Raw genomic sequence first — 12,163 nt, 5'->3', positions numbered from 1 at the left:
ACCATGACCGACCAACACACCTCCCCGCTGGTGGAGTTGCGCGACGCGGGCAAGTCGTACGGCAATGTACGCGCCCTGCACGGGGTGGACCTGACGGTCGAGGCGGGCCGGGTCGCCTGCGTCCTCGGCGACAACGGCGCGGGCAAGTCCACCCTCATCAAAATCATTTCGGGGCTGCACCGGCACAGCGAGGGCCAATTCCTCGTGGACGGCGAGCCGGTGAGCTTCGACAGCCCCCGCGACGCCCTCGCCCGGGGCATCGCCGCCGTCTACCAGGACCTCGCCACCGTCCCCCTCATGCCGGTCTGGCGGAACTTCTTCCTAGGCTCCGAACTCACCAAGGGACCCTGGCCGTTCCGCCGCCTGGACATCGCCCGTATGAAGGAGACCGCCGACCGCGAACTGCGCGCCATGGGCATCGCCCTGGACGACCTGGAACAGCCCATCGGCACGCTCTCCGGCGGCCAGCGCCAGTGCGTGGCCATCGCCCGCGCCGTCCACTTCGGCGCCCGCGTGCTCATCCTGGACGAGCCGACCGCCGCGCTCGGCGTCAAGCAGTCCGGTGTGGTGCTGAAGTACATCGCCGCCGCCCGGGAACGCGGGCTCGGCGTCATCTTCATCACCCACAATCCGCACCACGCCTACATGGTCGGCGACCACTTCAGCGTGCTGCGCCTCGGCACGCTCGAACTGAGCGCGGAGCGGGGGGACATCACGCTGGAGGAGCTGACGAACCACATGGCGGGCGGCGCGGAACTCGCCGCGCTGCGACACGAGTTGGCGCAGGTGCGGGGGGTGGATGTGGCGGGGCTGCCCACGGAGGACGGCGTGGCTGCGTCCTCCGTGGAGGCGGCGTCGGGCGGTGCGCCGGAGGCGGCCTCGTAGGCGGGCGCCTGATCGGGTGACGCCCGGGGGCCCCGCGTGGGGGCTCGCCCGGGCGTCGTCGCGTGCCTCGTCGCGTGCCCCGTCGTGTGTCCGGGGACCGCCGGACGCCGCCGGGAGCTGCCGGGCGCGGGGGAACTGCCGGGCGCGGGCGGGAACTGCCGGGGGCGGGTGGGCGTTATGACCGTTGACAGCGTTGTGACCGATGACAGGGGACGCCCGCGAGGGCGGCAGACGGGAGGACGGCATGACGCACCGCACCACACGGCTCCGGCACACGTCCCACGACACCGACCGGACGGACACCGACCGCCACGACCGCTTCGGCGCGCTGCCCGAGCGGATACGCCCCGAGGACATGGTCGAGACCCGTCCCGCGACCACGCCGGACCCGGCGCGCGACCGCTACCACGCGGACGAGTGGCTGGTGCGCTACTGCGGCTGAGCCGCCTCGACGGGTACGGCACCGTGCGTGATCAGGCTCTCCGCGCAGTCCAGAACCGCCTGCGCGGCCGGCCGGGGCTGCCAGCCGAGGAGCCGGTGCGCCTTCTCGGTGGAGTGCCGGTTGCGGCGACCCAGCGCGGGCGTGATCTCGCGCAGCGTGGGGTCACCGAACCGCGCCGCGAGGCGTACGGCGAAGTCGGGCAGCCTGCGGGTCGGCACGCGTCCCGCCCAGGGGCTGCCCAGCCCGTCCCGCAGGACGCGCGCCATGTCCGCCATCCACAGGAACTCACCGGTGGCGAGGAAACGCTGCCCCGCGGCGGCCGGTGAGGTCATCGCCCGCAGATGGATGTCCACCAGGTCGCGCACGTCCACGATCTCCAGCCCGATGCGGGGGACGCCGGGCATCTTCCCGGAGAGCATCCGGGCGACGATGCCGACGGAGCCCTGCGCGTCGGCGGTGAGGACGGGACCGAAGACGGCGCCGGGCAGCACGGTGGTCAGCTCGGTCGGACCGTCGTGGGTCGCCATGAAGTCCCAGGCAGCCCGCTCGGCGAGCGTCTTGGCACGCCGGTAGGGGATGAGCGAGGGATCGTCGGGGTCGGTCCACAGCGTCTCGTCGGTGACGCCGTCGGTGGTGTACGAGGAGGGGCTCGCGGTGTTCGCGGCGGAGGTCATCACCACCCGGGCGACTCCGGCCCGGGTCGCGGCGCGCAGTACTCGCAGGGTGCCGTCGCGGGCCGGGGTGACGAGGTCGCCCGACTCCGTGGTGCCGAGCGGCGACGCCACGTGCAGGACGCGGTCGACTCCGGCCATCGCCTCGTCCCAGCCCGCGTCGGCGGTGAGATCGGCGACGGCGAAGCTCAGCCGGTCGGTGTCGCCGGGGCTGACCTCCGGTGCGACCGCGTCGACGACGGCCTGTTCGCGGCCGGGGGTACGGATCGTGGCGCGCACGGAGTAGCCGCGGCGGAGCAGTTCGGTGACGCACCAGCCTGCGATGTAGCCGGTGCCGCCGGTGACCAGGACGAGTTCGGGCATGACTGTCCTCACGGAGGAAGGGGTGTGCGGGAAGGGGGTGTGCCAGAATGACAGAAAACGGAGGGCCCTCCGGCTCTGTTCCCCAACGTACCGGAGGGCCCTCCGCTTAGCAATCCGAGACCGGACGGAAACCGCATCCGTGAACGCGCAGCCCGCCAAGCCCACCCGGAAGGACGCCCGCGACAACCGCGCGCGGATCCTCGCCGTCGCCCGCGAGGAGATCGCCGCGTCGAGCAGCGCCTCGCTCACCGCCATCGCCAAGAAGGCGGGGGTCGGCATCGGCACGCTCTACCGGCACTTCCCGACCCGGGAGGCGCTGATCATGGAGCTGTACCGCAACGACCTCCAGCACCTCATCGACCTGGCGCCCGAACTCCGCGACGCCCACCCCCCGTTGACCGCGCTGCGCCTGTGGTTCGACGAGGTCGCGCGCTACGGCCGCCTGAAGTTCGGCGTGGCCGAGGTCATCCACGCGGCGACGGGCGCGGGCCGCGAGGACGAGTTCTACGCCCCCTTCCTCGGGGCGATCGGCGTACTCCTCGACGCGGGCGCGGCGGACGGCACCCTCAAGACCGGGGTCGACCCGGAGGACGTGCTGCTCCAGTTGAGCGTGCTGTGGCGCATCGACCCGGCGCGGGACGGGGAGGCGCGGGCGGAGCGGATCCTGGGGCTGATCGTGGACGGGCTGCGAGCCTGAACAGGGGCTTCGGAAGGGCGAGTTCTACGGCGCCGGGCGGATCCCGGCGCCGTAGAACTCAAGCCGTACGGATCTCGCCCAGCGTCACCGGCCGGTGCTCGCGCAGTGAGAGCGTGCACGCCTCGGCGATCCAGCCCGCCTCCAGCGCGTCCTCGACCGTGCAGGGGGAGGGGCGGGAGCCCGCCACGACCTCGGTGAACGCGGTGAGTTCGGCGCGGTAGGCGGCGGCGAAGCGGTCCATGAAGAAGTCGTGCGGGGTGCCCCCGGGGAAGGTGACGCCCGGCTCGGCCGAGCGGATCGGCAGCTTGTCGTCCAGACCGACCGCGAGGGAGTCCGCGAAGCCGTGCAGCTCCATGCGCACGTCGTAACCGCGCGCGTTGTGGCGGGAGTTGGAGACCGTCGCGAGCGTGCCGTCGTCCAGGGTGAGGACCGCGCCCGTGGTGTCGGCGTCGCCCGCCGCACGGATGTAGTCGGCGCCCCGGTTGCCGCCGACCGCGTAGACCTCGCTCACCTCGCGTCCGGTCACCCAGCGCAGGATGTCGAAGTCGTGCACGGAACAGTCCCGGAAGATGCCGCCGGAACCGGCGATGTAGGCGGCGGGCGGCGGCGCCGGGTCCAGACCCACGCACCGGACCGTGTGCAGCGCGCCCAGCTCGCCCGCCCGGACGGCGGCCCGCGCGGCGGCGTACCCGGCGTCGAACCGGCGCTGATAGCCGATCTGCACGGGCACCCCGCTCTCCCGCACCTCCCGCAGTACCCCGACGCCCTCCGCCATGGTGCGGGCGACCGGCTTCTCGCAGAACACGGGCACACCTGCCGCAAGACCGGCCCGGATCAGCTCGGGGTGCGCGTCCGTGGCCGCCGCGATCACCAGCCCGTCCACCCCGGCGGCGAGCAGCGCCTCCGGCGAGTCCGCCACCTGCGCCCCGAACCGCTCTGCGGCCGCCTTGGCCGCGTCCGCGACCGGGTCCGCGACGACCAGCGACTCGACGCCGTCCAGTGCGGACAGAGTCTCGGCGTGAAAGGCGCCGATGCGGCCGAGGCCGAGAATTCCGATGCGCATGTGCGGGGCTGCTCCTTGTTTGTGGGCGGTCTCTATGTGGTGGCGCCATATGTGGGCGTACGACATGTGCGAGGGCAACATGTGCGAGGGCGCTGGGCGCGTGGGCGGCGAGGTGTGCGCTGCGCCTATGTGGCCGGCAGATCGACCCACCTCCGGCTCTCGGCCGACTCCGCCATGGCGTCCAGCGCGGCGGCGGCACGTACCGCGTCCGCGAGCGTCGCGCCGTACGGCTCGCCCTCCGCGACCGAGCGCAGGAACCGGTACGCCTCGACGACCTTCAGATCGTCGTACCCCATCGCGTTGGCCGCGCCCGGCTGGAACGCGGCGAACTCACCGTCGCCCGGACCGACGTACACCGTGCTCACCGGCTGGTCCTGGTACGTCGTGCCCCGGCTGACGCGCAGCTCGTTCATCCGGCGGAAGTCCCAGAACACCGCGCCCCGGGTGCCGTGCACCTCGAAGCCGTAGTTGTTCTGCTCGCCGACCGAGACCCGGCACGCCTCCAGGACGCCGCGCGCGCCGGAGGCGAAACGCAGCAGACAGTTGACGTAGTCCTCGTTCTCCACCGGGCCCGGCTCGCCGCCGGAAGCCAGCGCGTGACCGGCGGTCGCCCCGGCCGGACGGGCGCGCTCGGGCACGAAGACGGCCGTGTCGGCGGCGAGGGACGCGATGTCGCCGACCAGGAAACGCGCCAGGTCGACGCCGTGCGAGGCGAGGTCCCCGAGGACCCCGCTGCCGCCCCGGGCGCGCTCGTAGCGCCAGGTCAGCGCGCCGTCCGGGTGCGCCGCGTAGTCGCTGAACAGGCGGACGCGCACATGGGTGACCGCGCCCAGCTCCCCGGCGGCGATCAGATCGCGGGCGGTCTCCACGGCGGGAGCGCAGCGGTAGTTGAAGCCGACCGCGCTCTGCACGCCCGCCTTGGCCACGGCGTCGGCCACCGCACGGGCGTCCTCGCCGCTCAGCCCGACCGGCTTCTCGACCCAGACGTGCTTGCCCGCCTCCGCCATCGCCACACCGATCTCGCGGTGCAGGAAGTTCGGCGCGGTGATGCTGACGGCCCGTACCCGCTGATCGGCGGCGACGTCCCGCCAGTCGCGGGTGGCGGTCGCGAACCCGTACCGCTCGGCGGCCTCCTCGGCCCGCCCCGGCACGTCCTCGGCGACCGTCACCAGCTCGGGACGCAGGGGGAGTTGGGGAAAATGGTGGCGGACCCTGCTGTACGCCTGGGTGTGCACGCGTCCCATCCAGCCGAACCCGATGACGGCGACCCCCAGCGCATCCACCATGACAGCCCCTCGTCGGACCGGCTCACTCCTGTCGCGGCCACCTTTGTACGGACATGGCTGACGCGTCAACCGTCCGGAGCGGGCCTTTCCCGATCTTGTTGCCGAGGTGGCCGCTGTGGCTACTGGAGTAGGCGGTGCCGCCCGACTGCCCACCAGGGTGGCGGCCGCCGCACACCCGGGTGATCGTGAGAGACATGGCTGACAGCACGGTGGAGGCGGCATCCGGCGTACCGCGGCGGCGGCACGACACCCGCGAGGCCATCCTGTTCGGCGGGGTCTACGGCGCGGTCCTCGCCAGCTCCCTGGTCGCCGCCCTCACCCAGCACGGCCACACCTCCGCCGCCAGCCGCCGCTACGACGCCCTCTGGGTCCTCGTCACCGCCTTCGCCTCCGCCCTCGCCCACGGCTACGCCCACTACATCGCCGAACGCGGCCCCCGCCGCCGCTGGTCCACCCTCCGCGCCCTCGCCGACGAATGGCCCCTGGTCGCCGCCGTCCTCCCGACGGTCTTCCTCCTGGCCGGCGCGGGCTGGGGCTGGTGGCCCGCCACCGAGGTCGAGGAGCCCGCCTTCCTTCTCAACATCGCCATCCTCTTCACCCTGGGCGTGGTCACCGCCCGAGGCTCCCGCCGCGGCTGGCTCGCCGCCCTCCTGATCGGCCTGGTCGACGCCCTCCTCGGCGTGATCGTGGTGGTGGCGAACGCGCTCATCAAGTAGGGGTGGAGGGTGCCCACATAGGCGCGGGCCACATGTCCTTGGACCACATGTCCCAGGCCCACATATCCCGCCCCACACGACCGCAGGCCATGGCATCCCCGCCGGTACGGTAGGGTTTGACCTGCGCGATCACGCGGAACCACCCCGCCTGTGACCGCATCGGGACGTGGCGCAGCTTGGTAGCGCACTTGACTGGGGGTCAAGGGGTCGCAGGTTCAAATCCTGTCGTCCCGACTCGTGAGAGTCGCAGCTCAGGGCCGGTTTCAGAGAAATCTGAAACCGGCCCTCGGCCGTTTTGGGGACCAGCGCCCTTGACCCGGGTCAACGGGTCGTGCCGATCGGGCTCGGCAGGGAACGACGGGATGGGAGCACGCTGAGGTGTGCGTAGGGGCCGCATCGGATGCGGGAGAACGACGCGAACCTGTCGGCGGCCGCCGGGAGGAACTGGAGGAGGAGCACCCTGTCACCCGGCTCGGACGGCAGGAGTTGGCGTGCGGACTCCGCGACCAAGAGCCACGAGAACGCGGACATGACGGCGTTCACGGTGGCGGGGCGCGGCTTTCTGGTGGAGACGAGCACAAGTACCGGCTGCTATTCAAGATGGTGCAGCGGCTGTACCAGGCGGGTCGGGCGCACGGGTCGACGGCGGGGGAGACGCTGCCGACGCGGCTGGCGTGGGCGCCACACACGCCGACCGACCGGGGCGCGGCGCTGGAGGAGGTCGTGCAGGCGTATGGGGCCGGGGCGCTGCCGCCGGAGACGGCGGTGATGATGCTGCCGGAGGCCGGTTACCCGATCAAGGACGCATCGCAGGAGGTGGCGCGGATCAAGGCGAAGACGGAGCAGGAGGCCGCGGAGCGGACAAACCCTAGCGCCACCAGTATCCCGCTCTGTGCGTAACTCTCCGTGCGTGCCCGCGTTAGTGATCAAGGTTCCATCCAACGCACATCGCCCACACGAGGAGCGCATCTTGAAGAAGTCCCTGTCCCGGCTGTTCGCCGTTTCCGCCATCGGGCTGGCAGGCATGGCCACATCGATGCCCACGGCAGGAGCAGTAACGTTTCCCGACGCGTCGCAGTCCTTCACCATCAGCCCCTCGGCTGAGCCGACGCTGTGCGCGGAAGCTGAGGTGCGGAGCATGGACGGCACGGAATACACCATGGTTGTCCTGAGGCCGTGCGCGCCCGGAAAGGCCGCGCAGCACTTCTTGCGCGACGCTGAGAATGGCTATCTGCACAACGTGTCTGTCCCTGCTGACCAGTGCTTGAGCCTGGGGGCGAGTACCTGGGCCTCGCGGACGGGGATGGGGTCGTGCACCCAGCCCAAGCCTCTCGTGTTCCCGGCCAAGTTCGTGTCCACCTCCGACTCCCACTTGAAGTGGACCAACCCGAAGGGCGACTACCAAGGTTGCCTCCAGGCCAACGGCGAGGGTCAGCCTCTCATCGGTCGAAACTGCCAGCAGCTCGGAACACAGGACTTCACCCTTACGCCCGTGTCGGGGTGACCCCGCTCTCCGGCTCGTCATGACCACGCGGCCGGAGAGAATCGGACGGGGCGTGACATCCGGGAGCCCCGTCCGCCTTGAGGAACTGCCCACGCAGCACGAAGTGGCGTCCTACCGCCAGATACCGCGGGCGCGCATCAGCTCGACCTGGGGATCGGTGACGCGCTCGCGGTATTCGGCGTGGTGGTTCGGCGGGCGGTCGGCGTAGAGGTTCGCCGGGTAGATGGGCTGGTGGTACAGGGGGCGGTACAGCTCGGTCCGCAGATCCTTGGCTCAGTTCGTCCATGCCGCGGAGGTGCGCTGGCGGCGCAGTGCAGGGTGGCTGGGCGGCGATCAAGCGTCTGTTGAGCCAGCTCGGCTTTGACAACCCCAAAGCGCCGACAGAACTCGTCACCGCACAGCGCGAGGCCGAGTAGGCCGTGCTGTCGGAGGTGGAGCGGCGAGAACAGGCGATGGTTGAACAGAAGTAGCAGCCTGCTCGCTGGGAGGGGTAGGCCGACGTGTGGAGTCCGCCGAGTCCGGCGCCCCGTGTTCGCCATCCACGGAAGGCAGGCGTGCCGCGCGTCGTACAGCCGCACATTCTGCACTTCCATGGTGCAACTTGTGCACCTCACGGCGTGCTGGAGTCGCTGGAGCCGCCCCACAATGCTGCAGCAGCACGAGCGACGCTCGATGCGCTCCAGGACAGGCGCAGCCGCCACATTCGAGAGCTGTACGCGGAGCAGTAGGCAGCATCACCGCCGCGGTCATGCGAGCAACAAGTGCCCGTAGTTGGCCAGTACTTCCCGCGCCTCCGGTACGTCCTCGTACTCCTTCAGCCGGTGGAGGACTGTCCGGGCCCGCTCCGCCGTGCGCTCCGAGGAAAGATCGCCGGACGTGTCGATGACGCGGCGGGCCTCTTCGGCGGCCTGTTCGGGTTCGTTCGCGTCGGCCAGCGCCACGGCCAGCCATGAGCGGTACAGCGCGACCTCCCGGGCGTGCGTGGCGTCGTAGCGTCCCAGGACGTCCTGGAGCAGCGGCACCGCGCGCAGCGGGCGGCGCAGCTCGGTGAACACCCGGGCGTCCATGACCTCCAGTTCCTCGCGGTTCACCCAGTAGGCCCATGTCGGTGCGGGAGGGCCGTCCGTGGCATCCAGGGCGGCGTGGGCCTCCCCGAGCGCCCGCAGGGCCGGTTGAGCCTCCCCGGCACGCGTGTGCGCCCACGCCACGCGGTCCAGGAACAGGGCGCGGGTTGTGGCCGGGGCATCCGGCCCGGCCTCCGCAACGGCCGCCTTCGCCAGCTCCAGGCCCTCCCGCTCCCGGCCGCTGTTCGTCAGGTGGTAGGCGAGGCTACCCGCGAGCTGTGCCACCAGCGGCGCGTCCCCGGCCTGGCGGGCGGCCGAGAGCCCGAGCCGGTAGGCGTGCTCCGCGTCGTCACTCCGACCGGCGTCCGAGGCGATCCATCCGGCGATCTGGCCCAACTCCCCAATCTGCACGAGCAGGCCGCGTCCCGTCTCCTCGGAGTGCTCGGACTCGCGGTACAGGCGGACGGCGGCGCGCAACTCACGGAAGGCGGGGGCGATCAGGTCACCGCCGGACAGCACATCGTCCGCGAGCCGGAGGCCGTGGACGCGAGCTGCCAGGCCGTCCACAGTGGTGGTGCCGATCCGACGGCCACGGGGGGTCGCCAGGGGCTCCAGCGCTTCCCCGTCGGGCAGCAAGTCCGCGAGGGTGGCCGCGACCCCGGGGAGGGTGGCCTGAGCGTCGCCCCGGGCGTACGCGGCGGCCTGCTCCAGCTCACGCAGCGGCACACCGAGCACCTGGGCGAAGGTGGGGAGCCACACGTCCGGGATACGCTCCCCGCGCTCCCACCGGGAGACCTCGTTCCGCGTGATCGACTGGGCGCCGGACACGGCGCACAGCACGGCGGCGAACTGCCGCTGCGAGCGGCCGGAGTGCCGCCGCAGACCGGCGAGGTAGGCGCCGAACTCGCGGCGTCGCTCGGTGGTGTCGCTCGGTGGTGTCGCTCATGGTGCCCCCTTCCGTATCTAGTGTGGCCCCTCCCTGGCCCCCTGGTTGGCTCCTCCGCATGATCACGCACCCCGGTTACCTGAACGCGAAGCGCCCCGGCGACCGCGCGAACGGCCCCGGGGCTGGCCGATCTGAAGGAAGCAGACCGACATGCCGCAACCTACAACCCGGGCCCGCCGGACCGGGCACCCCGGGTACAGCGAGACCCTGCCGAGGCAACCCGAGAGCGCAGCCACCGCGCGGCGCCTGCTTCGTACCGCCTGTGCCGTCTGGGGGTGGACGCATTGGCCGAGGACGGGGCGCTGATCGTCTCCGAGCAGGTGGCCAACGCCGTGCAGCACGCTCGGCGGGAGTCCATCCGGGTCGTCATCGACCGTCCCGGCGCTGCGCGGGTACGTGTCGGCGTCGCGGATCTCTCCCGGGCGCGGCCGGTGCAGCGCGAAGCCGACGACAGCGAAGAAGGCGGGCGTGGTCTGCGCCTCGTGGCGGCGCTGGCCGCCGACTGGGGCACGGATGAGCGGCGCTGGGGCAAGATCGTGTGGGCGGACCTGGAGGGGCGCGGGTGACGACGGGAGAGGCCCCCGGCCGCAGTGCGGCCCGCGCCCATCTATCGCAGTTGATCGAGCTGTTCGGCACGGACGGGTGCCTACGGATCAGTACGGCCCCCGCTGAACCCTGCCCGCCCGTTGTTGGTGGAGAGTCCGAGGACGACGAGCAGAACTGACCGCCCCAGGGGCGGCGAAGCCCCGGCCGGTGAACTCCACCGAGCCGGGGCTTCGTCGTCTCACACAGATCACTGGGGGTCAAGGGGTCGCAGGTTCAAATCCTGTCGTCCCGACTTGTGAGAGTCGCAGCTCAGGGCCGGTTTCAGAGAAATCTGAAACCGGCCCTCGGCCGTTTTGGGGACCAGTTGGGACCAGCATCCTTGACCGGATCTGCTGGAGACGCCTCAATAAGGCACACCCTTGATCGTGTTACTAGCTCTTATGGGTTCTTACGCGCAGGGATCCATGGACATCGCTTTGCATCGCCTCAGGGCCGGTGCGGTGAAGACGATGAACGGCTGGACCGGGTGGCGACGCGACAGCGAGGACGGCCGCAGGCCGCGAATCCGCTTGTCACGGCATTGACCCACGGTTGTGTACATGCCATATCATCCTCCGATGATCAACAGACCCGTCTTCAAGCAGCGCTCACTTACAAGTGCGATGCTGTTCATCCTGGCCCTGCTGGCAGCCATGATCTCGGCGCCGCCCGCCTCGGCCGAGACCAGTGACTGCGAGGTCTCCACGTCCGGTCGCTACGAGACCTGTTTCATCTACGGGGGCGGAGTACAGGATCTCCTGCTCGTTTCCAAGATCAAGGGCAAGATCGACGCCACGGCGGACGCGTCCGCCGCCGGTGAGAAGGGGAACTACATCCGCGTCGCGCTCTACAACTGGTACCGCTCCGGTGGCGGTCAGACGATTGCGGACTCCCTTGTGCGGGCCCAGCGCAGCGGCGTGAGCGTTCGCGTCGTGGTCGGTCCGACGGAATCGGAGATCATCACCTATCTCCGCGACAACGGCATAGATGTCGAGAGTTGCGCTGACGCCTGTGCCGATCCCGGTCACGGCTCGATGCACAACAAGTTCTTCCTGATCCAGAAGGGTGACACGAAGCTTGTCATCCAGAGTTCGAGCAACCTGAAGGACTCCCAGGCCACTCATGCTCAGAACCTGTTGATCAGCCGTGACGACACCGCCCTCTTCTCCGCCTACGTCAACTACTGGCGTCGGCTTTTCGCCCATGGCTGGACCTATGACGGCGTCACGTGGAGCACCAACTCGGACCGGATGATCGACGGAAGCAACGATCTCTCCAAGGCGTACTTCTACCCGCAGCCGGGCGCCAACCGGATCGCCGACATTCTCGGCAACGTCTCCGCGTGCGAGCCCGGGAACGACCGCGTCTGGATGGAGGCCAGCGAGTTCGACAGCAGCGCTTACTCAAGTGCGATCGCCGCCGAGCTCCGTCGCCTGCGCGGCCTTGGGTGCGACGTCAAGATCATTGTTCAGAAAGAAGCGGGCCTCAATGTCCTGACGGGTAGTTACGGCATTTCGGCCAGTGATGTCCACTGTGATGGCTGGAGCCACAACAAACTCCTGCTGATCGACGCGCGGTACGCCGGCGAATGGCGCAAGCCCGTGTTCGTCGGCTCCTACAACATCACGGAGAACTCGGCCTACCGTGCGAATGACGCGATGCTGCGCGTCATCGACGGAGATGTCACCAACCGCTACATCAACCAGTTCCAGCACCTCTGGGTCAACCCGCGAGCGTGTGACCCCGCAGGCGTCGAGTAGCCCCTCTTTTGTCACGTCCGTGGCGTAACGGCGGTTTGGGGGGCCGCCGTGGCTGCCTGGTGTGTTTGTGGTGCCCGTGCTCAGATGTAGGCCAATTGCTGTGCGGTGACCTGGCCCGTCAACCAGAGAATCAGGACCTGACGCGCGCCTGGGTCACCGCGCGACGTCTCCTCGACCGCGG

General features: G+C 70.3%; 10 protein-coding genes, 1 tRNA gene and 2 pseudogenes. 9 read left to right on the top strand and 4 right to left on the bottom strand.

Translation table 11 applies throughout. The features are described 5' to 3' along the window. The first annotated feature begins 3 nt into the window (after positions 1 to 3). Together IF655_RS07435 and IF655_RS07430 are read left to right on the top strand one after the other, a co-directional pair. Complete coding sequence (locus IF655_RS07435; protein WP_199583161.1) at positions 4 to 885, top strand: ATP-binding cassette domain-containing protein; 882 nt, start codon at positions 4 to 6, stop codon at positions 883 to 885. 202 nt (positions 886 to 1,087) lie between these two features. Beyond that, positions 1,088 to 1,327: a hypothetical protein gene (locus IF655_RS07430; RefSeq protein ID WP_374100173.1), complete on the top strand. Its 240-nt coding sequence runs from the start codon at positions 1,088 to 1,090 to the stop codon at positions 1,325 to 1,327. Here the strand turns inward: IF655_RS07430 and IF655_RS07425 are convergent. After that, positions 1,315 to 2,361 carry an NAD-dependent epimerase/dehydratase family protein gene (locus tag IF655_RS07425; protein ID WP_199583159.1) on the bottom strand — a complete coding sequence of 349 codons (1,047 nt, stop codon included), beginning with the start codon at positions 2,359 to 2,361 and terminating at the stop codon, positions 1,315 to 1,317. The two genes, IF655_RS07430 and IF655_RS07425, sit on opposite strands and share 13 nt — an antisense overlap. A 139-nt stretch (positions 2,362 to 2,500) precedes the next feature. Here IF655_RS07425 and IF655_RS07420 point away from each other — a divergent pair, with 139 nt between their 5' ends. Continuing rightward, the gene (locus IF655_RS07420; RefSeq protein WP_199583157.1) at positions 2,501 to 3,058 is read left to right on the top strand and encodes a TetR/AcrR family transcriptional regulator; all 558 of its coding nucleotides are present in this window, start codon (positions 2,501 to 2,503) and stop codon (positions 3,056 to 3,058) included. Positions 3,059 to 3,116: 58 nt separating this feature from the next. Here the strand turns inward: IF655_RS07420 and IF655_RS07415 are convergent, their stop codons facing one another. Together IF655_RS07415 and IF655_RS07410 are read right to left on the bottom strand one after the other, a co-directional pair. Beyond that, positions 3,117 to 4,121, bottom strand: a complete 1,005-nt coding sequence (locus IF655_RS07415; protein WP_199583155.1) for a Gfo/Idh/MocA family oxidoreductase — start codon at positions 4,119 to 4,121, stop codon at positions 3,117 to 3,119. A gap of 125 nt (positions 4,122 to 4,246) precedes the next feature. Further along, entirely contained in the window at positions 4,247 to 5,407 is a 1,161-nt protein-coding gene (locus IF655_RS07410; RefSeq protein ID WP_199583153.1) for a Gfo/Idh/MocA family protein, read from the bottom strand. 194 nt (positions 5,408 to 5,601) lie between these two features. Here IF655_RS07410 and IF655_RS07405 point away from each other — a divergent pair, with 194 nt between their 5' ends. The 4 genes from IF655_RS07405 (at position 5,602) to IF655_RS07390 (ending at position 7,627) form a co-directional block, all read left to right on the top strand. After that, positions 5,602 to 6,123 carry a hypothetical protein gene (locus IF655_RS07405; RefSeq protein WP_199583151.1) on the top strand — a complete coding sequence of 174 codons (522 nt, stop codon included), beginning with the start codon at positions 5,602 to 5,604 and terminating at the stop codon, positions 6,121 to 6,123. A gap of 160 nt (positions 6,124 to 6,283) precedes the next feature. After that, positions 6,284 to 6,357: transfer RNA gene (locus IF655_RS07400), tRNA-Pro, on the top strand. A gap of 366 nt (positions 6,358 to 6,723) precedes the next feature. Then, positions 6,724 to 7,023, top strand: a complete 300-nt coding sequence (locus IF655_RS07395) for a hypothetical protein (protein ID WP_199583149.1) — start codon at positions 6,724 to 6,726, stop codon at positions 7,021 to 7,023. Between the two features lie 70 nt (positions 7,024 to 7,093). Beyond that, a complete protein-coding gene (locus tag IF655_RS07390; protein ID WP_199583147.1) occupies positions 7,094 to 7,627 on the top strand; it encodes a hypothetical protein in 534 nt (177 codons plus the stop codon). A gap of 746 nt (positions 7,628 to 8,373) precedes the next feature. Here IF655_RS07390 and IF655_RS07385 read toward each other — a convergent pair. Then, positions 8,374 to 9,585: pseudogene (locus IF655_RS07385) on the bottom strand (helix-turn-helix domain-containing protein); the annotation flags it as partial. 202 nt (positions 9,586 to 9,787) lie between these two features. On the opposite strand from IF655_RS07385, the pseudogene IF655_RS07380 reads away from it, so the two are divergent. Together IF655_RS07380 and IF655_RS07375 are read left to right on the top strand one after the other, a co-directional pair. After that, a pseudogene (locus tag IF655_RS07380) lies at positions 9,788 to 10,203 on the top strand (ATP-binding protein). 597 nt (positions 10,204 to 10,800) lie between these two features. Next, a complete protein-coding gene (locus tag IF655_RS07375) occupies positions 10,801 to 11,982 on the top strand; it encodes a phospholipase D-like domain-containing protein (protein ID WP_242488585.1) in 1,182 nt (393 codons plus the stop codon). The last annotated feature ends 181 nt before the right edge of the window (positions 11,983 to 12,163 follow it).

The organism is Streptomyces sp. DSM 110735, assembly GCF_016482685.1.
Classification (GTDB): domain Bacteria; phylum Actinomycetota; class Actinomycetes; order Streptomycetales; family Streptomycetaceae; genus Streptomyces.
This window is presented reverse-complemented; position numbering and strand designations above follow the sequence as displayed.